The 26,010-nt window shown below is 70.8% G+C and carries 26 protein-coding genes and 1 riboswitch; of the genes, 11 read left to right on the forward strand and 15 right to left on the reverse strand.

All coding sequences use genetic code 11. The features are described 5' to 3' along the window. Positions 1–27: 27 nt before the first annotated feature. Positions 28–528 (reverse strand): 6,7-dimethyl-8-ribityllumazine synthase, encoded by a 501-nt coding sequence (locus EDD54_RS05340; RefSeq protein WP_126535888.1) that lies wholly within the window; start codon positions 526–528, stop codon positions 28–30. Positions 529–664: 136 nt separating this feature from the next. Continuing rightward, a riboswitch (FMN riboswitch) is annotated at positions 665–828 on the reverse strand. A 172-nt stretch (positions 829–1,000) separates the two neighbouring features. Beyond that, the gene (locus EDD54_RS05345) at positions 1,001–2,398 is read right to left on the reverse strand and encodes an RtcB family protein (RefSeq protein WP_245515646.1); all 1,398 of its coding nucleotides are present in this window, start codon (positions 2,396–2,398) and stop codon (positions 1,001–1,003) included. Positions 2,399–2,737: 339 nt separating this feature from the next. Here EDD54_RS05345 and rtcR point away from each other — a divergent pair, with 339 nt between their 5' ends. The 3 genes from rtcR to EDD54_RS05360 all read left to right on the forward strand — a co-directional run bounded on the left by rtcR (position 2,738) and on the right by EDD54_RS05360 (position 6,917). Further along, complete coding sequence (rtcR, locus tag EDD54_RS05350) at positions 2,738–4,339, forward strand: RNA repair transcriptional activator RtcR (protein ID WP_126535886.1); 1,602 nt, start codon at positions 2,738–2,740, stop codon at positions 4,337–4,339. A 251-nt stretch (positions 4,340–4,590) separates the two neighbouring features. After that, positions 4,591–5,574, forward strand: a complete 984-nt coding sequence (locus EDD54_RS05355) for a phosphotransferase enzyme family protein (RefSeq protein WP_126535884.1) — start codon at positions 4,591–4,593, stop codon at positions 5,572–5,574. A gap of 11 nt (positions 5,575–5,585) precedes the next feature. Further along, positions 5,586–6,917 carry an aspartate aminotransferase family protein gene (locus EDD54_RS05360; protein WP_126535882.1) on the forward strand — a complete coding sequence of 444 codons (1,332 nt, stop codon included), beginning with the start codon at positions 5,586–5,588 and terminating at the stop codon, positions 6,915–6,917. Positions 6,918–6,973: 56 nt separating this feature from the next. On the opposite strand, the gene fabG is transcribed toward EDD54_RS05360, so the two are convergent. Next, positions 6,974–7,744, reverse strand: a complete 771-nt coding sequence (gene fabG / locus EDD54_RS05365; RefSeq protein ID WP_126535880.1) for a 3-oxoacyl-ACP reductase FabG — start codon at positions 7,742–7,744, stop codon at positions 6,974–6,976. A gap of 296 nt (positions 7,745–8,040) precedes the next feature. On the opposite strand from fabG, the gene EDD54_RS05370 reads away from it, so the two are divergent. The 5 genes from EDD54_RS05370 to EDD54_RS05390 all read left to right on the forward strand — a co-directional run bounded on the left by EDD54_RS05370 (position 8,041) and on the right by EDD54_RS05390 (position 12,809). Continuing rightward, entirely contained in the window at positions 8,041–9,186 is a 1,146-nt protein-coding gene (locus EDD54_RS05370) for an ABC transporter substrate-binding protein (protein WP_126535878.1), read from the forward strand. A 68-nt stretch (positions 9,187–9,254) separates the two neighbouring features. Continuing rightward, complete coding sequence (locus tag EDD54_RS05375) at positions 9,255–10,373, forward strand: ABC transporter ATP-binding protein (protein ID WP_126535876.1); 1,119 nt, start codon at positions 9,255–9,257, stop codon at positions 10,371–10,373. After that, positions 10,370–11,284 (forward strand): ABC transporter permease, encoded by a 915-nt coding sequence (locus EDD54_RS05380; RefSeq protein ID WP_126535874.1) that lies wholly within the window; start codon positions 10,370–10,372, stop codon positions 11,282–11,284. Before EDD54_RS05375 ends, EDD54_RS05380 begins: the two co-directional genes overlap by 4 nt. Before the next feature lie 5 nt (positions 11,285–11,289). Next, positions 11,290–12,096 (forward strand): ABC transporter permease, encoded by an 807-nt coding sequence (locus EDD54_RS05385; protein WP_126535872.1) that lies wholly within the window; start codon positions 11,290–11,292, stop codon positions 12,094–12,096. Positions 12,097–12,113: 17 nt separating this feature from the next. Beyond that, a complete protein-coding gene (locus EDD54_RS05390) occupies positions 12,114–12,809 on the forward strand; it encodes a cysteine hydrolase family protein (RefSeq protein WP_126535870.1) in 696 nt (231 codons plus the stop codon). 7 nt (positions 12,810–12,816) lie between these two features. On the opposite strand, the gene EDD54_RS05395 is transcribed toward EDD54_RS05390, so the two are convergent. Next, the gene (locus EDD54_RS05395; protein WP_126535860.1) at positions 12,817–13,581 is read right to left on the reverse strand and encodes a DeoR/GlpR family DNA-binding transcription regulator; all 765 of its coding nucleotides are present in this window, start codon (positions 13,579–13,581) and stop codon (positions 12,817–12,819) included. 277 nt (positions 13,582–13,858) lie between these two features. Here EDD54_RS05395 and EDD54_RS05400 point away from each other — a divergent pair, with 277 nt between their 5' ends. Beyond that, a complete protein-coding gene (locus tag EDD54_RS05400) occupies positions 13,859–14,164 on the forward strand; it encodes a hypothetical protein (protein WP_126535858.1) in 306 nt (101 codons plus the stop codon). Between the two features lie 61 nt (positions 14,165–14,225). Here the strand turns inward: EDD54_RS05400 and EDD54_RS05405 are convergent, their stop codons facing one another. The 8 genes from EDD54_RS05405 to EDD54_RS05440 are packed head-to-tail and all read right to left on the reverse strand — an operon-like array spanning position 14,226 to position 21,212. Next, entirely contained in the window at positions 14,226–15,125 is a 900-nt protein-coding gene (locus EDD54_RS05405; RefSeq protein WP_126535856.1) for a polysaccharide deacetylase family protein, read from the reverse strand. A gap of 19 nt (positions 15,126–15,144) precedes the next feature. Next, on the reverse strand, positions 15,145–15,861 hold the full coding sequence (locus tag EDD54_RS05410; protein ID WP_126535854.1) for an SDR family NAD(P)-dependent oxidoreductase: 717 nt from the start codon (positions 15,859–15,861) through the stop codon (positions 15,145–15,147). Further along, a complete protein-coding gene (speB, locus tag EDD54_RS05415; RefSeq protein WP_126535852.1) occupies positions 15,858–16,835 on the reverse strand; it encodes an agmatinase in 978 nt (325 codons plus the stop codon). The genes EDD54_RS05410 and speB (EDD54_RS05415) overlap by 4 nt, the downstream gene beginning before the upstream one ends. Then, positions 16,832–17,848 (reverse strand): agmatinase, encoded by a 1,017-nt coding sequence (speB, locus tag EDD54_RS05420; protein ID WP_126535850.1) that lies wholly within the window; start codon positions 17,846–17,848, stop codon positions 16,832–16,834. The genes speB (EDD54_RS05415) and speB (EDD54_RS05420) overlap by 4 nt, the downstream gene beginning before the upstream one ends. A gap of 20 nt (positions 17,849–17,868) precedes the next feature. Next, the gene (locus EDD54_RS05425) at positions 17,869–18,633 is read right to left on the reverse strand and encodes an SDR family NAD(P)-dependent oxidoreductase (RefSeq protein ID WP_126535848.1); all 765 of its coding nucleotides are present in this window, start codon (positions 18,631–18,633) and stop codon (positions 17,869–17,871) included. Position 18,634: 1 nt separating this feature from the next. Beyond that, positions 18,635–19,411, reverse strand: coding sequence for an ABC transporter ATP-binding protein (locus tag EDD54_RS05430; protein ID WP_126535846.1), 777 nt, complete (start codon positions 19,409–19,411; stop codon positions 18,635–18,637). A gap of 4 nt (positions 19,412–19,415) precedes the next feature. After that, the gene (locus tag EDD54_RS05435) at positions 19,416–20,174 is read right to left on the reverse strand and encodes an ABC transporter permease (RefSeq protein WP_126535844.1); all 759 of its coding nucleotides are present in this window, start codon (positions 20,172–20,174) and stop codon (positions 19,416–19,418) included. Between the two features lie 30 nt (positions 20,175–20,204). Beyond that, a complete protein-coding gene (locus tag EDD54_RS05440) occupies positions 20,205–21,212 on the reverse strand; it encodes an ABC transporter substrate-binding protein (RefSeq protein ID WP_126535841.1) in 1,008 nt (335 codons plus the stop codon). Between the two features lie 157 nt (positions 21,213–21,369). Here EDD54_RS05440 and EDD54_RS05445 point away from each other — a divergent pair, with 157 nt between their 5' ends. Both EDD54_RS05445 and EDD54_RS05450 read left to right on the forward strand, forming a co-directional pair. Beyond that, positions 21,370–22,251 carry a LysR family transcriptional regulator gene (locus EDD54_RS05445; RefSeq protein WP_165644665.1) on the forward strand — a complete coding sequence of 294 codons (882 nt, stop codon included), beginning with the start codon at positions 21,370–21,372 and terminating at the stop codon, positions 22,249–22,251. A 139-nt stretch (positions 22,252–22,390) separates the two neighbouring features. Then, on the forward strand, positions 22,391–23,371 hold the full coding sequence (locus EDD54_RS05450; protein ID WP_126535838.1) for a tetratricopeptide repeat protein: 981 nt from the start codon (positions 22,391–22,393) through the stop codon (positions 23,369–23,371). Between the two features lie 48 nt (positions 23,372–23,419). Here the strand turns inward: EDD54_RS05450 and EDD54_RS05455 are convergent, their stop codons facing one another. The 3 genes from EDD54_RS05455 to EDD54_RS05465 form a co-directional block, all read right to left on the reverse strand. Continuing rightward, positions 23,420–24,004: a HupE/UreJ family protein gene (locus EDD54_RS05455; protein ID WP_126535836.1), complete on the reverse strand. Its 585-nt coding sequence runs from the start codon at positions 24,002–24,004 to the stop codon at positions 23,420–23,422. 183 nt (positions 24,005–24,187) lie between these two features. Further along, complete coding sequence (locus tag EDD54_RS05460; RefSeq protein WP_126535834.1) at positions 24,188–24,721, reverse strand: hypothetical protein; 534 nt, start codon at positions 24,719–24,721, stop codon at positions 24,188–24,190. Between the two features lie 70 nt (positions 24,722–24,791). Then, positions 24,792–25,997: an agmatinase family protein gene (locus tag EDD54_RS05465; RefSeq protein WP_126535832.1), complete on the reverse strand. Its 1,206-nt coding sequence runs from the start codon at positions 25,995–25,997 to the stop codon at positions 24,792–24,794. Positions 25,998–26,010 lie beyond the last annotated feature (13 nt).

Consider the following 26,010-nt stretch of genomic DNA (forward strand, 5'->3'; position numbering starts at 1 on the left):
ACCCATCCCCGGCGGACGCGGCACGCGTCAGGCCGCGACCGGCTCGGTCGAGGCCAGCACCGCCCGCGCCGCGTCGGCGAGTTCGCGGCCCTTGACCACGAAATGCTCGCGGAAGAAGCCGCGGTGCTCGTCGTGCTCGTGGTAGCGGATCGGGGTCAGCACCGCGGTCAGCACCGGTACGCCGGTGTCGAGCTGCACGCGCATCAGGCCGTCGATCACCGCGGTCGAGACGAACTCGTGGCGGTAGATGCCGCCGTCGACGATCAGGCCGGTGGCGGCGACGGCGCCGTAGCGGCCGGTCCGCGCCAGTTCCTGGACGCGCAGCGGGATCTCGAACACGCCGGGCACGGCGAAGACGTCGACGTCCTCGCGCGGCGTGCCGGTCTCGACCAGCCGCTCGACGAAGGATTCGACGGCGCGGTCGACCACGTCGCGGTGCCAGAGGGCCTGCACGATGGCGACGCGGCGCGAAGCCGGGCGACCGGTCGCGGTGAAGGCGGTGGTGGGGGGAGTGACGATCTGATTCATGGTTCCGTCTCGAACGAGGGCCAGAATCAGGGCATGCGAACGCGCGCTGCGGCATGCGCGCCTCCGCCTGTCGCTCCGGCCCTGCCGACGCGACGCACGGATCCGCGCCCGCCGGACGGGTCCGGCTGTGCCGATCGCTCGCTCTCTTCCATCCGGACTGTGACCGTCGGCTCCGGGATCGCACCGGATCTGCTGACCCCGGCGGCGGACTGCCGGGCGCTCGCGGGCTCGGCCGCATGCCCTTCGGACATTGCGACCATCACCGCCGGTGGGGACTTCCACCCCGCCCTGAGAACGAAGCCGCCGCCCGCTCCCGGGCGGCGACCGGGAATTTCTAGCCCGTTCCCCGGGACGCCCGCAAGGAGCCGCGCCGCGCGCGATCGGCGCCCGGCGAAAAATCCTTCTCCCGATCGACGCCCGCACGCTGCCGGGAGGCGGGAGGCCCGCGCCGGAGCGCGGACCTCGGTGTCGTTCAGGCCGAGAGGCGCGCCGCGCGGCGCTTGCGCCACGGGGCGTTGGCCTCCCAGTCGCCGGCCATGATGCAGCCGTGGGGCACGACCTCGTCGACGACCTCGGCGAGGCCGAAGCGCTCGATCTGGGCGCGGACCGCGGCCGCGTTCTTGTAGGCGCTCGGCAGCTCGGAGATGTCGGGCACGCCGCAGAAGAAGCGCGCGTCGATGCCCCGGGTCTCCTCGGCGAGGATCTCCGCCTCCGGCCGTCCCGCCTGCATCCGGCGATGCCGGCTGCGCGAGAAGTTGCGCCCCGCCCCGTGGGGCGAGAAGCCGAGCCCGTGGGGCGCGTCGCGGCCGCGCACGATCAGCACCGGCTCCGCCATGTTGAGCGGAACGAGGGTGAGGTCGGTCGCGTCGTCGGCGAAGCCCGCGAAGGCCGGAGTCGCGCCCTTGCCGTGGTAGAACAGCCCGTCCGCCTTGCGGAAGACGAAGTTGTGCTCGTTCCAGAACCGGTCCGCCACCACCGCGCCGAGCCGCTCCGCCGCCATGTCGTGGAGCGCGAAGTGGCTCGCCTTGGTCCAGCCGCGGATCAGTTGCAGCGCCGCGAAATAGGCCTCGCCCTCCGCGCTGTCGGCGGGGATCCAGGCGTTGTCCGGCAGCGTCTCCGGCGACAGCTCGCGGCGGTGACGATCGGCCAGCTTGTGGCCGAGCGTGTAGAGCCGCGCGCCCGGCCCGCGCGACCCGTGATGGGTCACGAGGGCGGTCTCGCCGGTCGAGCGCAGCGTCCCGACGAAGGCGAAGTGGTTGCCGTCGCCCTGGGTCGCGAAGTGCTCGATCGCCTGGCTGACGCCGTCCGCCAGCATCGGATGGGCGGCGAACCGCTCCATCAGATCGGCGGGAGGCCGGATCTGCGCGCCGCGGGGGCGCCCGCCGGGCCCGAAGTGGGTGACGGCGTGCACCGCGTCGAGCAGACCGGCCGGCGTGGCGCCGGGGATCACGCTGATCGCCATCGAGCAGCAGATGTCGGCCGAGTGCATGCCGGGGTGGATGTCCGTGGACGCCACCACGCCGCCGACCGGGATGGTGCCGGGCGGTCCGGCGGGGCAGGCGTCGGGCATGATCGCCCCGGCCCGCACCACCGGCGTGCGCAGCAGCTCGGTCATGCTGTTCACGACCGCCGCCACGTTGGCCCGCTCGTCCTCGCCGTCCGCCTCGATGTTGACGTGGAGCGGCAGCTCGCCGCGCGGGCGCAGCGGCACCGTCGGCGCGGGCGCGAAGGCGCCCGCGGCCGCCATCGCGTCCGCCTCGCTGCCGCCGGCCTCGAGCACGCGATTGGCCTCGGCCAGCGCCGCGCCAAACCAGCGCCCCTGCCGGAACCCGGCATCGATCAGATCCTGTCCGCTCATCACCTTGGCCATGGTGGCCTCCTGTTCTTGCTTCTTGCGACGACCGGCCGTCGTGGCCGGTCGCGTCGGTGGCGGGCCCCGGCGAGGGGCTGCGGGTGGCGGGAAACGAGCTCCCGCCGGACGACACGAAAGGCGGGCGAGGTCGTCGCGCCGGCTGTCGGCCGTCTCACGGTACCTGATTTCAAGCGATGTGCCAGATCCACACGGCGCGCGGAACGGAGATCGATCATCAGCATAGAGCTATGAATTCAATGAATAAATGAGCCACTCACCGCGACGGCGTGGACGAAGTCCCCTTCCAACGACCACTAGGATCCTATACAGAAAGATAAGTACCTATAGGATCGGATCATGCGCAGACGGGTGGTTCTCGGCTTCCTCGGCACCACGCTCGACGCCGGCCGGACGGACGACCGCTGGCAGCGCTGGCGGCCGACGGTGGCTCTGTGCCAGCAGCCGGGCCTGTTCGTCGACCGGCTGGACCTGCTGGTCGATCCCCGCAACGACGTGCTCGCCGACCGCATAACCGGCGACATCGAGACGGTGTCACCCGCGACGATGGTGCGCCGCCACGCGCTGCCGCTCCGCGATCCCTGGGATTTCTCGGAGGTCTACTCGGCGCTGCACGGCTTCGCGAAGGCCTACGACTTCGATCCGGAGCGCGAGGACTATCTGGTCAACATCACCACCGGCACCCACGTTGCCCAGATCTGCTGGTTCCTGCTGACGGAGGCCGGCTACGTGCCGGGCAGGCTGCTGCAGCTGTCGCCACCGAAGCGGCGCGAGGGCGAGACCGACTTCGTCGGCTCGCACAATGTGATCGACCTCGACCTGTCGCGCTACGACGCCATCGCCACCCGCTTCGCCGCCGAGCGGGCCGAGGCGACATCGCACCTGAAGTCCGGCATCGCCACCCTCAGCCCCGCCTTCAACCGGATGATCGACGAGATCGAGAAGGTGGCGCTGCGCTCGCGCGCGCCGGTGCTCTTGACCGGCCCGACCGGTGCCGGCAAGTCGCAGCTCGCCCGCCGCATCTACGAGCTGAAGCAGGCCCAGCACCAGGTCACCGGCAAGTTCGTCGAGGTCAACTGCGCCACCCTGCGCGGCGATCAGGCGATGTCGACCCTGTTCGGCCACGTCCGCGGCGCCTTCACCGGCGCCCTCGCGGACCGCGCCGGCCTGATGAAGGCCGCCGACAAGGGCGTGCTGTTCCTCGACGAGATCGGCGAACTCGGCCTCGACGAGCAGGCGATGTGCCTGCGCGCCATCGAGGAGAAGCGCTTCCTGCCGGTCGGCGCCGACCGCGACAGCGTGTCGGACTTCCAGCTGATCGCCGGCACCAACCGCGACCTCGGCGTCGAAGTCGCCCGCGGCCGCTTCCGCGAGGATCTCTATGCCCGCCTGAACCTGTGGTCCTTCGACCTGCCGCCGCTCGCCGCGCGCCGCGAGGACATCGCCCCCAACCTCGACTACGAACTCGCTCGCTTCTCCGAGCGCGAGGGCCGCAAGGCCTCGTTCAACGCCGAGGCGAAGGCGCTCTACCTCGCCTTCGCCACCGCGCCCGACGCCGCCTGGCGCGGCAACTTCCGCGACCTTTCGGCCTCGGTGACGCGCATGGCGACGCTCGCCCCCAACGGTCGGATCGACGAGGACACCGCCCGCGCAGAGATCGCGCGGCTGCGCCGGCTATGGCGCGCCACCGCCGCGGAAGCGTCCGACGACGGCCTCGACGCCCTCCTCGGCCCCACCGCCGCCGACCTCGACCTGTTCGACCGCGTGCAGCTCGCCACCGTCGTCGCCGTCTGCCGACGCCACCGCAGCCTCAGCGCGGCGGGGCGGGAGCTGTTCGCCGCCTCCCGCACCCGCAAGGCCAGCGCCAACGACGCCGACCGGCTCCGCAAGTATCTCGCCCGCTTCGGGCTCGACTTCGACGCCGTCGCGGCGCCACCCTGAACCTGCCGGACGGCTTCGACGATCTTGCCCGCATCTTGCATGAGCTGCGGCATGGAAATGTTGGAGCTCGAAACTTCGCCGTCGCGGCGAAGCGGACATCCGAGGTTTCGGCGGGTCTGCCCAGGATTTGGGCCGGTCTGCCGAGCGGATGGGCCGCTCCCGCCGCGGATCCGGGCTTGCCGCTCGTGAATTAGTGTTGGACTTCCAACATTCGACGTGACTAATCTGCCGCCATTGGAACCGGTGCCGCCATGCTCTACCAGGATGCGTTCCTCGCCCGTCTCGAAGCCGGAGTCCGCGGCGCCCTGCCCGCCTGGGGCGTCGGCGCCGACGCCGCGGTGCGCCTGCTCACCATCTCCGAGAACGCCACCTACCTCGTCGACGACGGCGGCCGGCGGCTGGTGGTGCGGGTCCACCGCCCGGACTACCACACCGCCGCCGAGATCGCCTCCGAGCTCGCCTGGATCTCCTCGCTGCGCGAGACCGGCACGATCGAGACGCCGCGCCCGATCCCCGGCCTCGACGGCACGCTGCTGCGCCACTTCGACGACGGCGGCGCCCGCCGCCACGTCGTCGCCTTCGAGTTCATGGCCGGCAAGGAGCCGGACGCCTCCGACGACCTGCCGCGCTGGTACCGCGAACTCGGCGCCATCTCGGCCCGGCTGCACCGCCACGCCCGCGGCTTCGCCCCGCCGGACGGCTTCGTGCGCAAGGCCTGGACCTTCGACACCATCGTCGGCGACGGCGCCTACTGGGGCGACTGGCGCGCCGGCCTCGGCCTTCGCGACGACGGCCGCGCCCTGTTGCAGCGCACCGCCGACCGCCTCGCGGCGGAGACCGCCGCCTACGGCGCCGGGCCCGACCGCTTCGGCCTCGTCCACTGCGACATGCGCCCGGCCAACCTGCTCGTCGAGGGCGACCGGCTCGGCGTGATCGATTTCGACGACTGCGGCTTCTCCTGGTTCGTCTACGACTTCGCCGCCGCCGTCAGCTTCCAAGAGCACGAGCCCTACATCCCCGAACTGATCGACGCCTGGACGTCCGGCTACCGGTCGGTCGCCCCGCTCTCGGCCGAGGACGAGGCGGCGATCCCGATGTTCGTGATGCTGCGCCGGCTCCAGCTCACCGCCTGGATCGCCTCGCACGCGGAGACGCCGACCGCCGAGGCGATGGGCCCCGCCTACACCGACGGCACGCTCGCGCTCGCCGAACGCTATCTCTCGGCCCGACCCTGAAAGGACCCGCCATGGCGGAAGGCAAGCAGATCCTGGCGCTGAACCGCTTCGAGGCCGGCGAGGCCGCCGGCTTCGACGACCGGCTGGCCGCGCTGATCCGGCGCCGCGAGGCGACCTTCGGCGCCGCCTCGGTGCTGTTCTACAAGCAGCCGCTGGAGATCATGTCCGCCTCGGGCGTCTGGATGCACGCCGCCGACGGCCGGCGCTATCTCGACATGTACAACAACGTCGCCTCGGTCGGGCATTGCCACCCGCACGTGGTGGCGGCGATCGCCGATCAGGCCGGCCGGCTCGCCACCAACACGCGCTATCTCTACGACGTCGTCCACACCTACGCCGAGAAGCTGCTGGCGACCTTCCCGGCGCCGCTCGCCAACGTCGCGCTGACCTGCACCGGCTCGGAGAGCAACGACCTCGCGATGCGGATCGCGCGCGCCGCCACCGGCGGCGAGGGCTTCGTCGTCACCGAGACCGCCTACCACGGCAATACGTCGGCCGTGACCGACGTGTCGCCGTCCTCGTTCAAGCAGCGCCGCGTGCCGCGCCACGTCCGCGTCGTTCCCGCGCCGGACGTCTACGTCAACGAGACCGCCGACGTCGGCGCCCGGCTCGCCGCCGACGTCGCCGCCGCCGCGGCCGACCTCGAGGCGAGCGGCATCCGCTTCGCCGGCATGCTCGCCGACAGCATCTTCTCCTCCGACGGCATCTACGCCGACCCGCCCGGCTTCCTGAAGCCGGTGGTCGAGGCGGTCCACGCCGCCGGCGGCCTGTTCATCGCCGACGAGGTCCAGCCCGGCTTCGGCCGCACCGGCGACGCGCTCTGGGGCTTCGCCCGCCACGGTGTCGTCCCGGACATCGTCACCATGGGCAAGCCGATGGGCAACGGCTTCCCGATGGGCGGCGTCGTCACCAGCCCCGATCTGATGGCGGTGTTCGCGGCGGAGACGGGCTATTTCAACACCTTCGGCGGCAATCCGGTCGCCGCCGCCGCCGGCCTCGCGGTCATGGAAGTGATCGAGGGCGAGAACCTGCTCGCCAACGCCCGGCGGATCGGCGCGCTGGTGCGCGACCGCCTGAAGGCACTCGGCAACCGCCATCCGGTGATCGGCGACGTCCGCGGCGCCGGCCTGTTCGTCGGCCTGGAGTTCTCCGAGCCCGGCAGCCGCACGCCCTCGCCGGCCACCGCGACGGCGGTCATCAACGGTCTCAAGGACGAGGGCGTGCTGATCGGCGCCGCCGGCCTCTACGGCAACGTCCTGAAGATCCGCCCGCCGCTGGTGTTCGCGGAAGAACACGTCGACGTCTTCGTCGACGCCATCGACCGCGTGCTCGGCCGGATCTGAATCGACATGTGAGAAGGCCCGCAAGATCCCGCATTCGCAGGATCTTGCGGGCCTTCTCACATGGCTTCGAGCGCGGCGAGCGATTCCGGCAGCACCTGGCCGCCGTCGACCACGATGGTTTGGCCGGTGACGTATCCGGCCTCCTCGGAGGCGAAGTAGAGCGCGGCGTTGGCGATGTCGTCGACGCTGCCGAGTTTGCGCATCGGGATCGACGCTTCCATCTTGGCGAAATAGTCCGGGCCGAGGCCGTCGAGGCCCTCGGTGAAGATGTTGCCGGGCATCACCGCGTTGACCGTGATGCCGTGCTGGGCGAGTTCGATCGCGGCCGTGCGCATGAAGCCGAGCTGGCCGGCCTTGCTGGCACCGTAGTGCGACCAGCCGGGATAGCCGGTGATCGGGCCGGTGATCGACGAGGTGATCACGATCCGCCCCCAGCCCGCCGCCTTCATCGCCGGCAGGCAGGCCGACACCGACAGGAAGGTCCCCTTCAAGTTGGTGCCCAGGACGTGGTCGAAGTCGGCCGCGGTCATCTCGCCGAGCTTGGCGGCCGGGAAGATGCCGGCGTTGGCGCAGAGCACGTCGATCCGGCCGGTGCGCTCGATCGCGGCGGCCGCCATGGCGGCCATGCCGTCGGGGTCGGTGACGTCGGCGGCGAAGCCGAAGGCGCCGGCGCCGATCTCGGACGCGACGGCGTCGGCGTCGGCCTGCGAGCGGGCCACCACCATCACCGTCAGCCCCGCCGCGCCGAAGCGCTTGGCGATGCCGCGCCCGATGCCCTTGCTGCCGCCGGTGACGATGACCGTGCGCCCCTGTAGCGACTTCAACATTTCAGCCTCGCTCCGCCCCTGTTTTGTTGGCAACCCGATCATTTCATTCCTCGGCGGGACGTGCATGCCCAATTGTGAGGCACAGCCGCGTCGCCACCTGCCCTCTCCGGCGTCATTCCGCCCTTCTCCGCCGCCCTTGCACCGCGCACATGCCGCTTGGCACGGTTTGAGCATAACCGTGCAGCGCCAGGGCCCGTGCCTCCGGCCGCTGCGATGCGCAGCCGGAATGTTGCGAGTCCAACAGTCATCCGGACGGTCCCGCCGATCGGCGGCGCCGAGAACGCCAGGGGTGAGCGATGCAGACGATTTCCCGACGCACTCTGATGAAGGGCATGGGCGCCGGCGCGCTCGCCCTCGGCCTGCCGCTCGCCGGCGCCGGCCGCGCCATGGCCGCGCGCGAGAGCGAGCTGAACATCCTGTGCTGGGAGGGCTACAACTCCGCCCAGGTGCTCGACCCGTTCCGCTCCAGCCGCTCGGCGACGGTCAAGGCCGAGAGCCTGACCAACGATCCCACCATGATCAACCGCCTGCGCGCGGGCGAGACCGGGATCTGGGACCTGATCAACGTCAACAATCCCTGGGCGCGCAAGGTCATGTACAAGGAGGGGCTGATCAAGCCGCTCCCGCGCGCCGAGTTCGAGCCCTTCTTCGACGCCATGCTCCCGCAGTTCAAGGCGCCCTACAAGTGGGCGATGAACGACGAGGGCACCGAACTGGTCGGCATGGCCCAGCGCTTCGGGCCCTACAGCTTCGTCGTCAACACCGACAAGATCAGCCGCGCCACCGCCGAGAAGACCGGTTGGGACCTCTTCAACGATCCCGCCCTCGCCGGCCGCTACGGCATCCAGGAATCCGACGACTGGAACGTCTTCAACATCTTCATGGTCGCCGGCATCAACCCGTTCGCCGAGCACACCGAGGAGGAGTTCAAGGTCTTCTCCGAGACCGCGCTGAAGATCTTCAAGGGCGCCAAGATGGTCGGCGACATGGCCACCATGAACCAGGCGCTGGTCGCCGGCGAGATCGACCTGCAGTTCACCGGCGGCACCTACTCGGTCTCGCCGGCCCGCGCCGACGGCTACCCGAACCTGCGCGCCATCACACCGCTGAAGGGCGCCATCGACGGCAAGGGCGGCATCTCCTGGATCGAGATCACCTCGACGGTCGCCAACCCGCAGCTGTCGCCGCTCGCCGCCGACTTCCTGAAATACGTCCAGGCCCCCGACGTCGCCCACACCGTCGCCTTCGCCGAGGGCACGTTCAACCCGGTCGCCCAGATGGGCAATCCGAAGTGCTTCGAGCTGTTCACCACCGAAGAGCTCGACGCCATCCAGTGGGACACCCTGGAGGAGGATATGGCGCGATCGGTCGAGTACGACATCGTCCCCGACTACGACAAGGCGCTCGAGCTGATGACCGCCGCCAAGCGCGCCCGCGGCTGACGACGCCGGGGCGCCCCCGTTTCCGCGCGAGGGGCGCCCCACCCTTACCACCGAGGAACTGCGATCCGATGTCGTCCGTCGTCCTGGAACCGCCCGCCGCCGCATCCGTATCCGAGCCGAAGGCGCTGCCCGTGCTGCAACTCGTCGGCGTGCGCAAGGTGTTCGCGGGCTTCGCCGCGGTCGATCGCATCGACCTCGACGTGCTCGAGGGCGAGTTCCTGACCATCGTCGGCCCGTCCGGCTCCGGCAAGACCACGCTGCTGCGCATGCTCGCCGGCATGGAGGACCCGTCCGAGGGCAACATCACCCTGCGCGGCCAGCTGATCAACGGCGTGCCGTCGAACCGCCGGCCGACCTGCCTCGTGTTCCAGTCGCTGGCGCTGTTCCCGCACATGACGGTGGGCGAGAACATCGAGTATCCACTGAAGGTCAAGAAGATCGCGCCGGCGGAGCGCAAGGCGCGCGCGCTGGAACTCTTGCGCATGGTCCGCCTGCCGGAGAGCTACTACGGCAAGAACGTCATGAAATGCTCGGGCGGCGAGAAGCAGCGCGTCGCCCTCGCCCGCGCCTTCGCCTACGACCCCGACGTGCTGTTCTTCGACGAACCGCTGTCGGCGCTCGACTACAAGCTCAAGAAGGTGATGGAGAAGGAGCTGAAGGACCTGCACCGCGAGAGCGGCAAGACCTTCATCTACATCACCCATTCCCTCGAGGAGGCGATGGTGATGTCGGACCGGATCGGCGTGATGCGCGCCGGGCGGCTGGTTCAGGTCGGCACGCCTGAGGAGATCTACACCCGCCCCGCCGACCGCTTCGTCTCCGAGTTCGTCGGCGAGGTCAACGTGGTCGAGGCCGTGCGCGAGGTCGGCGGCCGCTGGGTCGCGGCCGAGGGCGGCCAGCCGATCCGCCTCGCCCTGCCGGCGGAACTCGCCGACGCCGAGCGCGTCGCCGTGGTGGTCCGCCCCGAGTTCATGCGCCTCGTCGGCGACGGCGAGAGCACCGACAACCTCCTCGACGGCACGCTCTACAACGAATACGCCCTCGGCTCGCGGATCCAGTACCAGGTCCGCGTCGGCGACCGCACCATGATCGTCGAGCTGTCGCGCTCGCTGGCCTGGCGCGGCGGGCTCGACCGCCCGGTCCGGATCGGCTGGAACGCCGCCGACGCCATCGTGGTGGCCGCATGAGCTCCGCCGCCGCCGTCGCTCCCGACGCGACCGTCCCGGTCGCCCCCGGCGCCGCCGTTGCGCCACGTCTCCCCGCCGGCCTGCGCTGCGCGCTGCCGGTGATTCTGTTCCTGCTGGCCGGCTTCGTCGCCCCGCTCGTCACCGTCGCGGCCTACGCCTTCGCGACGCCGAAGAGCTTCGACGTCTTCCGCTCGTTCACGCTCGACAACTTTGCCACCATCGTCGACCCCGCCAACACCGTGTGGACGTCGTTCGCGTGGTCGCTGGTGCTGGCGACCGTCACCGTGGTGCTGCTGGCGATCGTCGCCTACCCGATCGCCTACGGGCTCGACCGCGTGTTCGGCCGCTGGTCCGGCCTCGTCGGCACGCTGTTCGTGTTCCCGCTGTTCGTCTCCGAGAATGTCCGGCTCTACGGCTGGGTGCTGTTCTTCCTGAAGAACGGCGTACTCGACGGCTTCCTGAAGTGGATCGGCCTCTCCGGCGGGCCGGAGGTGCTGTTCACCCCGGGCATGACGCTGTTCGGCATGGTCTATGTCTACCTGCCCTTCATGCTGTTCCCGATCACCCTCGGCCTCGCCATGGTGCCGCGCGACCTGATCGACGCCGCCCGCGACCTCGGCGCCGACCGGCTGTCGATCTGGCGCGACATCGAACTGCCGCTCGCCATGCCCGGCATCCTGATCGGCATGTTGCTGACCTTCGTGCTCGCGGCCGGCGCCGTGGCCGAGGCCAAGATCCTCGGTGGCCAGTCGATCATCCCGATCACCCAGGACATCGAGATCGCCTTCACCTACGCCCAGAACTGGCCGCTCGGCTCGGCGCTGGCGGTGATCCTGATGGTGATCGTCTCCGGCCTCGCCCTCGCGGTGATGGGCCGGCTCGACCTCGACCGCATCCTCGGGCGGAGATGACCGCGATGGAACAGTCCAGCCGCCGTGCCAATCTGTTCGTCGGCCTGTGGACCGGCTTCGTGCTCGTGGCGATCTACCTCCCGATCGTCTGCGGCGCCCTCGCCGGCCTCGCCAAGGGCCGCTACTTCAATTTCCCGATCCGGGCGTGGTCGGGCGAGTGGTGGGGCCGCACCGCGGCCTCGCTCGAGATCCACGCCCTGGTGCAGAACTCGGTGATGATCGCCGCCGTCGTCACGGTCGTCGCGGTGGTGATCGCCTTCTTCGGCGCGCTCGCCTTCGCCCGCTTCGACTGGAAGGGCCGGCGGATCTACCAGAAGATCCTGCTGCTGCCGATCTTCTTCCCCCAGCCCGTCCTCGGCCTCGCCCTGCTCCTGTGGTTCAACGCCCTCGGCGTCACGCCGTCCTGGCAGACCGCGATCGTCGCCCACCTCGTCTGGATCGTGCCGATCGTGACGCTGGTGATCGCGATCCGCGTCTACGGCTTCGATCCGGTGCTCGAGGAGGCCGCCTCAGACCTCGGCGCCGATCGGCTGTTCATCCTGCGCACGGTGACGCTGCCGATCCTGTGGCCGGGGATCTGGTCGGGCGCGCTTTTCGCCTTCCTGCTGTCCTGGGGCAACTTCCCGCTGTCGCTCTACACCGCGGGCGCCGACTCCACGATCCCGAAGTGGCTCTACTCCAAGATGGTGGCGGGCTATACCCCGATGGTGCCGGCGCTCGGCACCATGAGCACCCTCGCCGCGGCCGTGCTGCTGCTCGGCGGCGGGCTGGTGGTGCACTGGCGCCGCCGCCGCGCCGCCGCGGCGGGATGAACCCCGGGAACCGATCGATGACCTGGAAGACCCGATACCGCTCGTTCTACTACGACGGCGCGCCGGAGCCCGAGGACCCGGTGCTGCTGCCCGGCAAGGTGGCCCTCCTCGTGATCGACGTCCAGAACGTCTATCTCGACCGCCCCGACCCCGAGACGCTCTCCGGCGCCGACCTCGCCCGCTGGCACGCCTGGACGCCGTTCCACCGCCGCATGCACGAGACGGTGCTGCCGACGATCGCCCGGCTCGAGGAACGCTTCCGCGCCGGCGGGCTCGACGTGCTGTTCGCCCGCATCGCCTGCCATCTCTCCGACGGCCGCGACCGCTCGCTCAGCCAGAAGAAGCCCGGCTGGAACGACCTTAAGCTGCCGAAGGGTCTCGATCCCTCGCAGATCCCCGCCGCGGTCGGTCCGGTCGGCGAGGAGATCGTCGTCACCAAGACCACCGACAGCGCCCTCACCGGCACCAACCTGCGCCTGATCCTCGCCAACATGGGGATCACCCACGTGGTCTGCGCCGGCATCTTCACCGACCAGTGCGTCTCCTCCACCGTGCGCAGCCTCGCCGACGAGAGCTTCGACGTGATCGTCGTCGACGACGCCTGCGCCGCCGGCACCATGGATCTGCACGAGCGCGAGCTGGAGATCATGAACATGATCTACTGCTCGGTCATGACCGCCGACGAGCTGATCGGCTACCTGCCGCCGGCGTGATCTCCGCTCACGGCGCCGGCGTCACCGCGACGCCCGCCGCCGCGAGGGCCGCGGCGACCGCACCGTCCGGCGCGCTGTCGGAGACGAGTTCGGCCACCTCGGACCAGCCGGAGTAGCGGGCCGGGAACATCCGGCCGAACTTGGAGTGATCGGCCGCGACCAGCGTGCGCGCCGCCCGCCGGGTCATCGCGGTATAGACCGCGGCGCTCTCGATCAGGGCGTCGTTCGGCCCTTCCTCGGTCAGTCCGCTCGCGCCGAGCACGGCGACGTCGGCGAAGAAATTCGACAGGAACCCGGTGGTGTGGACGCCGACGGTGGCACCCTCGCCGGCGTGGTACTCGCCGGGCGCCATCACCACCTTGATCGAGGCGTTGGCCGACAGCGCCGCCGCGATGGCGAAACCGTGCGTGATCACCGTGAGGTCGCGAAGGTCGGCCGCGATCTGGCGGGCGACGTGCAGCGTGGTCGAACCCGAACCGATCATCACCACCCGCGCGCCCGCGAGGCGCCCGACCACCGCCGCGGCGATCCGCTGGCGCTCGACGACGTGCAGCGCGTGGCGCTCGTTCATCGCCGGCTCGGAGTTCATCATCCGGACCGCGCCACCGTAGGTGCGGTTGAGCCGGCCCTGACCGGTGAGTTCGTCGAGGTCGCGCCGGATCGTCTCGGTGGAGACCGCCAGCCGCTCGGCGAGGTCGGCGACCCGCAGGCTCGGCAGGCGATCCAGTTCGGCCAGGATCTGCGCCTGCCGCCGTGACTTGCTGGCTCTCATCGGCTCCGGTCCGCCCCGCTCCACCCCGTGACGACGCCGGCAAGGCCGGGCGTCTCGCGGACACTAGGTCAGCGCTTCGCGGATCGCATCCGGATTCGGGAGGCGACGCGTTCCAAATGGACGAGGCGCCCAACGTGGCGACTACCGCCGGCGGGCACCCATCGGTGCATTGAACCTCCCGGCTTTCCCAGGTTGAAATGGATAACTCGACAGTTCGCGATCCCCGGCATGCGATGAACATCTCCATGTCGACCGATGCAGTGGTGAGGATTGACCAATGGAAATTGAAATTCTCGTCGAGAAGCTCGACGCCGAATGGGCCGACGGCGGTTTCTTTGCGCTCGTCCGTGACGGTTTATTCGACGTACGGCGCGGCGATCGAGTGCTCGAGATACTGAGAGCGATCGATATCACGGAGAATGACGATGTTCCGAGCCGGCTACTCTCACTGATCTGGTTCATGCCGAGCTTTCTCGAATGGCAAGTCGACCGGGTCAGAGAAAGGGGCGGTGATACGGACGCCTATCGACGATTCATAGCCGAGGTTCACAACACGCTCGAGAACAGTATCGGGGTACCCTGAGCTTCGACAGGGACTTCCGGCATCGCGCGGCGCACCCCAGCGAAACCGCAATCCCACTGCCTCAGCCCCGCGGCTGCACCGGCCCGGCGTATTGCGGCAGCACCTCGACGCGCGGGGTGTAGCGGCCGGCGTCGACGAGGCCCTGCACGTGGGCGGCGATCTCCTCCATCGGCGCGAACCAGACCTCGCCGGAGGCGACGGCCTTCTCGAGGAACTCGGCGAAGACGTGCCAGCGCGCCAGCCGGCCGGTGGCGAACGGGTGGATCACCGGGATCCACAGCCCGCCGTAGCGCCGGGCGACCTCGAACTCCTCCTCGTAGATGCGGAAGCCGGTGCGCGGCGAGCGGATCGGCATCATGTAGTCGAGGTCGAAGGACTGCACCCACTGCGGCCAGTCGTCGAGGCCCCAGTGCGACGGCATCTCGACGATGCGCGCGCCGCTGGTCCGGCTCTCGATCACGTAGGGCACGTCGTCGCCCATCAGCGAGGCGTCGTAGGCGAAGCCGCGCTCGACCAGGAGGTCGAGCGAGTTGTCGGAGAAATTGTAGAGCGGCGCGCGCCAGCCGCGCGGCTTGCGGCCGGTCATCCGGACGTGGGTCTCGATGCCGAGGTCGAGCCAATGCGCCTCGCGCTCGCGGCTCTGCTGCAGCGGGTTCTCGTGGATCCAGGAGTGGTGGGCGATCTCGTTGCCGCCCTCGAGGATGGCCTCGACCGCGGCCGGATACTGCTCCATGCACCAGGCCGGCACGAAGAAGGTCTGGCGGATGCCGAGCCGCTTGTAGGTCTCGACGATGCGCGGCACCGCGACGGTCGGGCCGTAGCGCAGCATCGAGATCGCCGAGACGCGGCGGTGACCGTCGTCCGGATGCTCGACGTGGATCAGGCTGTCGGCGTCCATGTCGAAGGTCAGGCAGGCCGCGAGCTTGGCGCCGTTCGGCCAGGGCACGGGATTGCGGATCATCGGCGGTCTCCCGGAACGGTCAGGACATGGCGGCGCCGCCGTCGACGGCGAGCGCGTGGCCGGTGACGAAGCTGGCGCCGGGCCCGGCCAGGAACACCACCGCGGCGGCGACCTCCTCCGGCCGGCCGACCCGGCCGAGCGGCTGGGTCGTCTCGAGCGCCTGCTGCTCTGGCGTCAGCGCGTCGAAGCCGAGCAGCGGCGTGTCGATCGGCCCGGGCGCGACGGCGTTGACCAGGATGCCGCGCGGGGCGAGTTCGCGCGCCCACGACCGCGTCAGCCCCAGGATCGCCGCCTTGGTGGCGACGTAGACCGAGGCGTTCTGGCGGCCGAGCCGGGCGAGTTCGGATGCGAAGGTGACGATGCGCCCGCCGTCGGGCATCACCTTCAGTGCCTCGCGGGCGACCAGGATGGTGCCGCGGACGTTGACGTCGAAGTGCAGCGCCACGTGCTCGGCGGTGACCTCGCCGAGCGGCGCCTCGCGCATCACGCCGGCGGCCGTGACGAGCACGTCGACGCCGCCGCCGAGCAGCGCCGCCGCTTCGGCGACGCCGGCGACGACCGCGGCCTCGTCGCGGAGATCCGTGGCGACGATCGGCACCGGCGCGTCGGCGGGTACGGCGACGTCGAGGCCGACCACGGTGGCACCGGCGGCGGCGAGCGCCGCGGCGGAGGCGCGGCCGATGCCGCTGGCGGCGCCGGTGACGAGTGCGCGCTTGCCGGCGAGCGGGGCGGTCACGGCGTCGTCCCCCGGGCGTGCAGGATGCGGCCGATGAAGTTCATCAGCACCTGCGCGGCGAGGATGGCGGTCGTCCCGGTGTGGTCGTAGTCGGGCGCGACCTCGACCAGGTCGACGCCGACCACGGTGCCGCGCTTGGCCAGCCCCGCCAGGATCTCCAGCACCTCGTAATAGAGGAAACCGCCGTGCGAAGGCGTGCCGGTGCCGGGCGCGATCGAGGGGTCGAAGCCGTCGATGTCGATGGTGACGTAGTAGCGCACGCCGGCCGGGATCCGCGCCAGCACGCCCTCGACGCCGAGCTTGCGCGCCTGTCGCACCGACAGGATGTCCGAGCCCATCCGCCGGGCATCGTCGTAGCCCTCCTTGGCGGTGGAGGATACGTTGCGGATGCCGATCTGCGAGAGGCCGGTGACATAGGGCTTCTCGGCGGCCCGGCGCATCGGGTTGCCGTGGCCGTAGCGCACGCCGTGGCGCTCGTCGACGAAGTCGAGGTGGGCGTCGATCTGGACGAGGTGGATGTCGCCGGTGCCCTCGAAGGCGTTGACGCAGGGGATGTTGATCGAGTGGTCGCCGCCGAGCACCACCGGCAGCGCGCCCGCCTCCAGGATCCGGCGCACGCCGTATTCGATGTTGGCGTGGCTCTTCATGGTGTCGGTGTGGACGATATCGGCGTCGCCGAGGTCGACCATCTTCAGGCCGGCCGGCAGGTAGACGACGTCGTCCTCGTGGTCGTAGGCGCCGCCGTGGCCGAAGGAGAACAGCGTCGAGGCCTCGCGGATCGAGCGCGGCCCGAGCCGGGCGCCGGCCCGCCACTGGGTGCCGAAGTCGTAGGGCGCGCCGAGCACGCAGACGTCGGCGTCGATGGCGTCCCAGTCGGCGACGTAGGGCCACTTGCCGAAGGTGCAGATGCCGACGAAGGGCAGGTTGAGCCGGCCGGCGTCGTAGGCGTTGCGGCTGTTCTTCACGTCGGTCATGCGGGCCCCCCGAGGACGCGCGCGAGGCGCTCGTTGACGACGGCGGCGCGGCCCTTGCGCCGCGCCACCGCGTTGGCGACGACGCAGAGCAGTTCGAACATCAGCGACGCCCCGGCATAGGCCGTGATGCCGCCGACGTCGAAGGGCGGCGACACCTCGACGAGGTCGGCGCCGACGATGTCGAGGCCGTCGAGGGCGCGCACCATCCGCTGCGCCACGTGGGTGGAGAAGCCGCCGATCTCCGGCGTGCCGGTGCCGGGCGCCTGGGCGGGATCGACGCCGTCGATGTCGAACGACACGTAGACCGGGCCCGTGCCGACGATGGCGCGCGCCTCGGCCATCACCGCCTCCGGCCCGCGGTCCATCAGTTCCTCGATGCCGACGATCCGAACGCCCACCTCGGCGGCGTATTCGCGGTCCTCGCCGTCGTAGGTCGAGCCGCGGATGCCGATCTGGACGATGCGCTTCGGGTCGAGCAGGCCCTCCTCGATCGCCCGGCGGAACGGGGTGCCGTGGGTCAGCTTGTAGCCACCGAAGTAGTCGTCGTAGAGGTCGGTGTGGCTGTCGAAGTGGATCATCCCGACCGCCCCGCCGGCCGCGACCGCGCGCAGCACCGGCAGGCTGGTCAGATGATCGCCGCCGGCCGTCAGCGGCGTTACCCCGCGGGCGACGAGGTCGGCGTAGAAGCGGCGGATCCGCTCCAGGCTGTCGTCGAGGCTGGCCGGGTTGGGCGGGACGTCGCCGAGGTCGGCGCAGCGCACGGTGTGGAACGGCGCCGCCGCCGTCGCCTGATTGACCATGCGCACCATCGTCGAGGCGTCGCGCAGCGCCCGCGGCCCGTGGCGCGCGCCCGGCCGGTTGGTGGTGCCGCCGTCCCAGGGCACGCCGACGAGGCCGACCTCGACGCCGTCGGCCGGGCCGGCGTGCGGCAGCCGCATGAAGGTGGGGATGCCGGCGTAGCGCGGCAGGTCGAAGCCCGAGACGGGCAGGAAGGCGGGGTCGAAGGCGTCCATCGCGGCGCTCCGTTCGCGGGTTACCAGGGCACCTCGCCGCGATCGACGCCGAGCGTCTGCCCGGTCACGTTCGCGGCGAGGTCGGAGGCGAGGTAGAGATAGGGACCGGCGACGTCGGGTGGCTCCATCAGCCCGCCGGGCAGCGCCTGCGCCGCCTCGACCGCGCCGATCACGTCCGATTCCGGCCGGCCGATCCGGGCGGCGATCACGCTCGCCGATCGCATCGAGCCCTCTGTGCGGACCCAGCCCGGCGCCACCGCGTTGACCGCGATGCCGCGCGGACCGAGCTCCTTGGCCCAGGTCTTGGTGAGACCGATCACCGCGTGCTTGGAGGCGACGTAGGCCGAGAACAGCGGCTCGGCGACCCGGCCCCAGATCGAGGCGGTGTTGACGATCCGCGCGCCCGGGCCGAGCTGCGGCAGCACCGCCTGCGTCACGATCGTGGTGCCGACCACGTTGACCTCGATCACCCGGCGGAACACAGCGATCATCGTGGCGTCCGGGTCGTCGATCGGCGTCATCCGCTCGAGGCCGGCGTTGTTGACGAGGACGTCGAGCGGGCCGATCGCGGCGACGGCGCGGGCGACCGCGCGTTCGTCGGCGATGTCGGCGACGTGGGCGGCGGCCGCGCCGATCCGCCGGCCGGTGTCCTCGACCGCGCCGTCCTCGGCGAGCACGTGGACCACGGCGCCGGCGGCGACGAAGGCGCTCGCGACGGCCTCGCCGATGCCACGGCTGGCGCCGGTCACCAGCACCCGTCTGCCGGAAAGTCCGGGCAGCGTCATGTCAGGTCTCCTCGGCGGTGGAACGGACGAGATGCAGGAGGTCGCGGCGCAGCTCGAAGAAGGCGGCGCCGTCGCGGGTGTCGAGGTCGCGGTGGCTGCCGAGCCGGGCCGTGACGTCGACGGTGGCCAGGATCCGCGCCGGGCGGCGCGTGAACACCACCACGCGGTCGGCGAGGAAGGCGGCCTCCTCGACGTCGTGGGTCACGAACACGATGGTCTTGGCGTCGGCCTCGAGGATCCGCCGCAGCTCGACCTGGAGCTGCTCGCGGCGCTGTGCGTCGAGGGCGCCGAAGGGCTCGTCCATCAAGAGTACCTCCGAGCCCGCCGCCAGCGTCCGCGCGATCGCGACGCGCTGGCGCATGCCGCCGGAGATCCGCGTGGGATAGGCGCCGGCGTGCTCGGCGAGCCCGACCACGTCGAGGAACCGGCGGGTGCGCTCGCGCTTCTCGGTCGCCGAGAGATCGGCGCGGTAGCGCATGCCGAAGGCGACGTTCTCCTCGACCGTCAGCCACGGGAACGAGGAATAGGACTGGAACACCATGCCGCGGCGCCGGTCCGGCGCCTCGAGCACGGCGCCGCCGAGGCGGATGGCGCCCGAGGTCGGGGTCTCCAGGCCGCCGACCATGCGCATCAAGGTGGTCTTGCCGCAGCCGGAGGGCCCGAGGAACACCACGATCTCGCCCTTGGCGACGTCGAGGCTGAATGGCTCCACCACCGGCGCCGGGCCGGCGGGGCCCGGATAGCTCTTGGCGACGCGGTCGAACACGAGGTGGCTCATGGGGTCACCGCGCGAGATAGGGGAACAGGCGCCCGTGCAGGGCCCGGAGGATCTGGTCGGTGACGAGGCCGATCACGCCGATGGCGATCACGCCCGCCATCACCTCCGGCGTCTTGAAGTAGCGCCGGGAGGTCATGATCACGAAGCCGAGGCCGCTGTCGGCCGCCACGATCTCCGCGACGATCACGTAGCTCCAGCACCAGCCGAGCGTGATCCGCATGTTGTCCCACAGCGTCGGCAGCATCGCCGGCAGCGTGACGTCGAGGAGCGCCCGCGGCTTCGGCGCGCCGAGCGTGGCGGCGAGCTCGCCGTATTCGTGCGGCACCCGGCGGACGTCGTCGGCCACCATCAGCACCAGCTGGAAGAAGGTGCCCATCCACAACAGGAAGATCTTGGTGGTCTCGCCGATGCCGAACCAGATGATCGCCAGCGGCACCAACGCCGGTACCGGCAGGTAGCGCACGAAGTCGAGCGTCGGCTCGAGCGCCCGGCGCACCGGCGGATAGCTGCCCATGGCGATGCCGATCGGCACCGCCATCGCCGCCGCGATCAGGAAGGCCGCCCACACCCGGACCGTCGAGATCGCGGCGTGGCCGAGGAGGCCGCCGGTGGTCGTCATCGTCCAGGCGGCAGCGACCACCGTCGAGGGCGGCGGCAGGAACAGCGGCGCCACCAGCCCGGTCCGCGCCACGGTCTCCCAGACCGCCAGCAGCCCGGCCCCGAACACCGCGCCCGCGATCGGCCATCGCCCGTTCCGCGCCATCGCCCCGCCCTCCCCGTCGCGCCCGGCCGATCAGCGCTTTGCGCCGTCGAACAGGCCCGTCACCACCGACGGGTCGATCTGCTGCGCCGCCTCGAGCTTCGTGTCGGCGGCGCCGTAGTCGAGGTTGAGCTTCATCACCTCGTCGAACAGCGGGTAGAGCGTCCCCGGCGCCGCCTTGGTGCCGATGAAGGTCGCGGCCTCCTCGTAAGTCGTGTAGGCGAGCGAGCTGTCGATGATCTCGGTCACCTCGGCTGCCGTCAAGCCGTAGAACGGCGCGGCGAGCTCGGCGAACTTGGCCGGATCCTTCTTGTAGAAGTCGACGGCGCGGTAGATGCCGCGCAGGAACTTCTTGTACTTCTCCGGATTGGCCGCGAGGTCGTCCTGGCGGGCGGTGATGATGTCGGTGATCAGGCCGGGCGCGTCCTTGGACGACACCAGGATCTTCGGGTTGCGGTTCGTCACCGCCTTGACCGCCTGCGACATGAACGGCTCGTAGGTGCCGACCGCGGCGACGCTCTCGTCGGCGAACACGGCGAGCGTGTCGGCGGTCGCGATCTCCTTGAGCGCGACGTCCTTCAGGCTCAGACCCTCCTTGGCGAGGGCCATTTGCAGCAGGAGGCGGGCCGGGATGTTCGGCTCGACCGCCACCGTCTTGCCCTTCAGATCCGCGACGGTCGCGATCGACCCGTCGGAGACGACGCCGTCGCCGCCGACCGAGATGTCGATGGTGCCGATGATGACGCCGGGGGTCGAAGCGTCACGCGGGCGGCCCTGGTGCTCGCCGACGGTGCGCATGTCGACCTCGATGTCGCCGCGGGCGTAGGCGGCGAGCACGTTGCTTCGGTCGTCCTCGAACTTGAAGTCGACCGAGAGTCCCTCCTCGGCATAGTAGCCGAGCGTGTTCGCCACCAGCGCCGGCGCGAAGCCGACCCAGGTCGGCGCCAGCGCGCGGATGGTGTCGGCGGCGAGCGCCGGACCGGAAGAAACGGCGGAGAACAGGGCGGCGGCGAAGGCGGCGGCGACGAGCGGACGGCGCATGGCGAATGTCTCCCGTGGGCGGTGACCCGAGCTTTCCCGATCGAAGGCTAGCGCCGGCGCCAAGTCGCTTGAATCACGGAGAAGGAGCCGCTTTCATCGATTTCCATCGATGTGAAGAGGGCTGGTCATGCGGCGGTTGAGCGGGATCGATCTGAGGTTGCTGAAGATCTTCGCCACCGTGGTCGAGTGCAACGGCTTCCAGAACGCCCAGATCGCGCTCAACATCTCGCAGTCGACGCTCTCCACCCACATTGCCAACCTCGAGGCCAAGCTCGGCTCGCGCCTGTGCGAGCGCGGCCGCGCCGGCTTCAAGCTGACGCGCGCCGGCGAGGAGACCTACGAGGGCGCGCAGGACCTGTTCCGCTCGATCGAATCCTTCGAGGCGCGCATGGGCCGCGTCCACGGCACCGAGAGCCGGCGCTTCCGCATCGGCGTGATCGACACGGTCGTCACATCGCGCGAGGTCGGCCTCGACCGCGCCGTCGCCGCCTTTGGCGCCGCCTATCCGGACGTCTTCGTCGACCTCGAGATCAGCCCGCCGCAGCTGCTCGAGCGCAGCCTCGCCGAGGGCCGGCGCGACATCGTGATCGGGCCGCTGTCGCAGTCGGTGCCGGCGTTCGAGTATCGCGAGGTCACGGTGGAGCGGCACGCGCTCTACTGCGGCCGCGACCACCCCTGGTTCGGCCGCCCCGACGCCGGCATCACCCGCGCCGACCTGATGGCGACGCAGTTCTCGGTGCGCGCCTACCGCTATTTCGACGACGTCTACCGCTTCGGCAAGGCCAAGGCCAACGCCAGCGTCTCCAACATGGAGGCGCAGGAGATCATGGTGCTGTCGGGCCGCTACGTCGGCTTCCTGCCCGACCACGCCGCCGCCCGCTGGGTCGAGGCCGGCCTGATGCGCGCCGTCCGCCCCGCCGACTGGGGCCTGACCTCGCGCTTCCTGATCGCCTTCGACCCCGCCGGCGAACTCCGCCCCCTCAAACGCGCCTTCCAACGCCTCGTCTGCACACCGGCACCGGCAGCCGCGGACGCTTGATCGCGCCCGCGCGCGTGCCCTACGCTGCACAGCGTCGACCGGAGGTTGGGGTGACCGCGCGCACGATCTGCAAGGGGCTGGGGGCGGTGCGGACGTCGCGGTCGATCCGGACCGCACCGACGTCGCCTGGACACGTGCGATGACGGATCGGAAAATCGAACTCAGAGCGGAGCGGGTGATCCGCCGCACGGAGAACGCCACGATCGCCGCCGAGCGGCGGCGTGCCGCGGAGGTCGCCGCATTCGAGCGCCTGACCGAGCCTTGGCGGCGGATCGCCGAGGTGGTCGCCCGAGATCTGGCCGTGCCGCCCGACTGGCTGGCGCCGTTGCTCGAGAGGCTGGCCGATTCCACCGTTCCGGAAGACCGAGTGCCCGACGTTCTCGCCACCGCCTTCGAGATCTTCGAAGTCTACGCGAAGACCGTGTATCTCGTACCGGGCGACGAGGAGATCGCGCTCGCCCGGGCGATCCACAAGGCCCGAGAGATCCACGACCTCGTGGACCACGCCGCCCTCCTCGCGGATCTGGATCGAGACTTGGCGGAAATGGATCGCCCCGGCCAAGGGACAGGGACTCGACACGAGCGCGCCCGCGCGGATCTCCACTTCCAGAAGGCTGCGATCCACCGCGCCCTATCCGACAATCGCGCAGCCGCCGCGGAGTTGGAACGGGGTTTGGGTCTCGATCCGGACGCGACGTCGGGTTGGCTCGAACTCGGGGACGTCCACCGGGACCACGGTTCGGCGACGGATGCCGAAGCCGCGTACCGGACTGCGATGAAAACGGCCGACCGGCTGGGCGACGCGCGGGAGCTGTCCTTCGCCATCGATAGGATCGGCGACTTGCGGGCCACCGCAGGCGACCGAGACGGCGCCCTGGAAGGCTATCGTACGGCGATGGCCTTGGCGGAAGCCCTGGCGAGGCAGTATCCTCGCCACGTGGCCCTGCAGCAGGACCTCGTCCTCAGGCGGGTGAAACTCGCGGACGCCGAGCCCGAGCACGCTGTCGAGCACTACGAGGCGGCACTTGGCATCGCCGCTGCCGTTCGCGACCGCCGTCGGCGCGCCTCGATGGTCGCCGACCTCGAACGCCGCCTCGCCGCCGCCCGCTCCGGCTCCTGACTGGCGGCGCGGGGCCGACTGCCCCGCGCCCGCTCGACTCTTCCCCCGTCACACCGCTCCGATCAGCGCCATCGCGCCGAGGCCGACCGCGGCCACCCCGGTCGCGATGCGCACGGCGCGCCCGCCGGCGGCCCAGCGTCCCGCGGCGAAGCCGGCGGCGTGGAGGATGGCGGTGGTGGCGAGCATGCCGGCGAGGTAGCCGAGGCTGGCGCCGTCGGCGGGGGCTTCGGCGCCGTGGGCGAGGCCGTGGGCGAGGCCCGAGAGCGCGGCGATCGCGGCGGTCAGCGTCACCGGCAGCGGCCGCGACAGGGTGGCGAGCGCGCCGAGAACCAGGAGGGAGAGCGCGATGCCGGTCTCCGCGAAGCCGACGCCGAGCCCGGCCATGCCGAGCGCCGCGCCGGCCGCCATCGCGCCGACGAAGGCGGCGGGCACGGCGAGGGTGGCGCGTCCGGCGCCGCGGGCGGCGATCAGGCCGACCGCGACCATGGCGAGCAGGTGGTCGGCGCCGGTCAGCGGATGGGTCAGGCCCTCGGCGAGCGAGTGGACGTGTGCCGCGCCGGTGTGCGCCTCGGCGACGCCGGCGGAGAGGACGAGCGCGGCCGCGAGCGGCAGGCGGAGGCGGGAAGCGGTCATGGTCGAAATACTCCGGGTCTGGTGTCGTGCCGGTCCGGGCGGAGCCGGACGGTTCGCCGTGGCCGGGCCCGCTCCCGAGCGGGCTGGGCGCGGCTGGACGGGCGAGGAGCGCCCGAGCGGGCGCCGGCCGTAGGGCCGAACCCCCGTGAGGTCCCGACGAGGCGGGACCTCACGGGACAGGTCTCAGTGGCCGCGGTCGATGCGGGCGGCGTCGGTGCGGTCGGCGAGCGCGCGGGCGTCGGCGAAGCCGAGCCGGCGGACGGTGGCGCCGTCGTGGTAGAGGAAGCCGAGCCGGCGGCGGTGCGAGGTCATGCGCGACGGCAGCGGGTCGTAGCGCAGGCCCTCGCCGCCGAGGAGCGGCATCACCGAGCCGACGTCGACGACGTCCTCGGTCTCGACGCGCAGCAGATGCAGCCGCGTGCCGTCGGCGGCCTCGCCGACGAAGGCGATGCCGGCGAGCCTGAGGAAGCTGACCGGGTCCGGCGCGCGCGAGAAGCCCTCGAGGAAGGCGGTCTCGACGAGGTCCATGTCGGCCGCGCGCGGATCGACCGGCGGCGCCGGCTCGTGCGGCAGGTGCGGCGTCTGCCACTGCGCCGCCTTGACGCCGGGGGCGTTGTGGCCGACCGGGCCGGGTGCCGGATGGCCATGGTGATGGTGGTGGCCGTGGGCGTGGCCGTCGTGGTGGTGGTGATGGTCGTGGTCGTGGCCGCGGTGCATGTCGGATCCGCCTGTCGGGGATGTCGGGGACGCCCGCCCGGCGCCGTGGCCGAGGCGGGCGCGCCGGGTGTCAGAAGGTAACCGGCTTGTCGATGATCGCCTTGTGCTTGCCGAGGGTGCCGTGGGCGACCATCGAGCCGAGCGCCTCGACGATGACGCGGGTGGCGAACAGGGCGGTGATGTCGGAGGTGTCGTAGGGCGGGGAGACCTCGACCACCTCGAGGCCGCAGATGCCGGGCGCGGTGACGAGACCGAGCAGCTTCAACACCTCGCGCGGCAGGAAGCCGCCCGGCTCGGGCCAGCCGGTGCCCGGCACGAAGCCGCAGTCGACGCTGTCGACGTCGAAGGAGACGTAGACCGCGTCGGCGTCCTTCCAGGCGAGCTCGAGGGCGATCTCGGCGGTCTTCTCGAGGCCGATCTTCTCGATGTCGTCGATGGTCAGCACGTTGGTGCCGCGCTTCCTCGCCTCCTGCACGCCGTAGCGCGGCACCTGCCAGCCGCCGATGCCGAGCTGGACCAGGTTGGTCGCCGAGACGTTGGGCAGGTTGGTCGCCCAGTACCAGGGTGTGGTGTGCATCCGCTCGTCGAGATCCTTCTCCTGGATGTCGATGTGGCGGTCGAAGTGGATGATGCCGATCCGCTTCGAGGTGACGTCCGCGATGCCGCGCACGCAGGGGAAGCCGATCGAGTGGTCGCCGCCGATCATGATCGGCAGCGCGCCCGACGAGGCGACGTGGCTGACGCCGCGGGTGATCTGGTCGAACGACTTCTCGAGGTTGGCCGGGATGGTGAAGACGTCGCCGGCGTCGCACAGCGTCATCTGTTCGCGCAGGTCGACGCCGAGCTCGTAGTTGTAGGGCGTGTAGAGCGCCGAGATCCGCCGCACGCCCTGCGGCCCGAAGCGCGTGCCCGGCCGATAGGTGGTGCCGCTGTCGAACGGGATGCCGACCACCGCTGCGTCGTACTTGCCGACGTCGCGGACGTTCTCGACATAGGGCGCCTTCAGGAAGGTATTGATCCCGGCGAAATGCGGGAGCTCGCCGCGCGCGAAGGTCGGGATCGACTTGTCGGTCAGGATGTCGGCGCCCGGCAGGCCCATCTCGAGAGCCCACTTCTGCTCGGCGCGCCAGCCGTCCTCGGAGATGGTGCCCTCCTTCTCGACGGCCTTCCAGCCCTGCATCTCCTTGATCGCGAAGTTGGGATGGTGGCGGCGGGCGCGCTCGGGCGCGGGCGCGACGCCGGCGCGGCGGTGGCCCTTGGCGGGTGCGTCTCTCATGGAACGTCTCCTC

The sequence above is a fragment of the Oharaeibacter diazotrophicus genome (genome assembly GCF_004362745.1).
GTDB lineage: Bacteria > Pseudomonadota > Alphaproteobacteria > Rhizobiales > Pleomorphomonadaceae > Oharaeibacter > Oharaeibacter diazotrophicus.

Excerpts from the sequence above, each read along its gene's own strand:
- fabG (WP_126535880.1), bottom strand. The coding sequence starts at position 7,744 with ATGTTGAAGTCGCTACAGGGGCGCACGGTCATCGTCACCGGCGGCAGC.
- speB (WP_126535852.1), bottom strand. The coding sequence starts at position 16,835 with ATGACCGACGTGAAGAACAGCCGCAACGCCTACGACGCCGGCCGGCTC.
- EDD54_RS05360 (WP_126535882.1), top strand. The coding sequence starts at position 5,586 with ATGGCGGAAGGCAAGCAGATCCTGGCGCTGAACCGCTTCGAGGCCGGC.
- speB (WP_126535850.1), bottom strand. The coding sequence starts at position 17,848 with ATGGACGCCTTCGACCCCGCCTTCCTGCCCGTCTCGGGCTTCGACCTG.
- EDD54_RS05385 (WP_126535872.1), top strand. The coding sequence starts at position 11,290 with ATGGAACAGTCCAGCCGCCGTGCCAATCTGTTCGTCGGCCTGTGGACC.
- rtcR (WP_126535886.1), top strand. The coding sequence starts at position 2,738 with ATGCGCAGACGGGTGGTTCTCGGCTTCCTCGGCACCACGCTCGACGCC.
- EDD54_RS05435 (WP_126535844.1), bottom strand. The coding sequence starts at position 20,174 with ATGGCGCGGAACGGGCGATGGCCGATCGCGGGCGCGGTGTTCGGGGCC.
- EDD54_RS05465 (WP_126535832.1), bottom strand. The coding sequence starts at position 25,997 with ATGAGAGACGCACCCGCCAAGGGCCACCGCCGCGCCGGCGTCGCGCCC.
- EDD54_RS05440 (WP_126535841.1), bottom strand. The coding sequence starts at position 21,212 with ATGCGCCGTCCGCTCGTCGCCGCCGCCTTCGCCGCCGCCCTGTTCTCC.
- EDD54_RS05460 (WP_126535834.1), bottom strand. The coding sequence starts at position 24,721 with ATGCACCGCGGCCACGACCACGACCATCACCACCACCACGACGGCCAC.
- EDD54_RS05395 (WP_126535860.1), bottom strand. The coding sequence starts at position 13,581 with ATGAGAGCCAGCAAGTCACGGCGGCAGGCGCAGATCCTGGCCGAACTG.
- EDD54_RS05370 (WP_126535878.1), top strand. The coding sequence starts at position 8,041 with ATGCAGACGATTTCCCGACGCACTCTGATGAAGGGCATGGGCGCCGGC.
- EDD54_RS05455 (WP_126535836.1), bottom strand. The coding sequence starts at position 24,004 with ATGACCGCTTCCCGCCTCCGCCTGCCGCTCGCGGCCGCGCTCGTCCTC.
- EDD54_RS05355 (WP_126535884.1), top strand. The coding sequence starts at position 4,591 with ATGCTCTACCAGGATGCGTTCCTCGCCCGTCTCGAAGCCGGAGTCCGC.
- EDD54_RS05450 (WP_126535838.1), top strand. The coding sequence starts at position 22,391 with ATGACGGATCGGAAAATCGAACTCAGAGCGGAGCGGGTGATCCGCCGC.
- EDD54_RS05340 (WP_126535888.1), bottom strand. The coding sequence starts at position 528 with ATGAATCAGATCGTCACTCCCCCCACCACCGCCTTCACCGCGACCGGT.
- EDD54_RS05380 (WP_126535874.1), top strand. The coding sequence starts at position 10,370 with ATGAGCTCCGCCGCCGCCGTCGCTCCCGACGCGACCGTCCCGGTCGCC.
- EDD54_RS05425 (WP_126535848.1), bottom strand. The coding sequence starts at position 18,633 with ATGACGCTGCCCGGACTTTCCGGCAGACGGGTGCTGGTGACCGGCGCC.
- EDD54_RS05430 (WP_126535846.1), bottom strand. The coding sequence starts at position 19,411 with ATGAGCCACCTCGTGTTCGACCGCGTCGCCAAGAGCTATCCGGGCCCC.
- EDD54_RS05345 (WP_245515646.1), bottom strand. The coding sequence starts at position 2,398 with ATGGCCAAGGTGATGAGCGGACAGGATCTGATCGATGCCGGGTTCCGG.
- EDD54_RS05390 (WP_126535870.1), top strand. The coding sequence starts at position 12,114 with ATGACCTGGAAGACCCGATACCGCTCGTTCTACTACGACGGCGCGCCG.
- EDD54_RS05400 (WP_126535858.1), top strand. The coding sequence starts at position 13,859 with ATGGAAATTGAAATTCTCGTCGAGAAGCTCGACGCCGAATGGGCCGAC.
- EDD54_RS05375 (WP_126535876.1), top strand. The coding sequence starts at position 9,255 with ATGTCGTCCGTCGTCCTGGAACCGCCCGCCGCCGCATCCGTATCCGAG.
- EDD54_RS05405 (WP_126535856.1), bottom strand. The coding sequence starts at position 15,125 with ATGATCCGCAATCCCGTGCCCTGGCCGAACGGCGCCAAGCTCGCGGCC.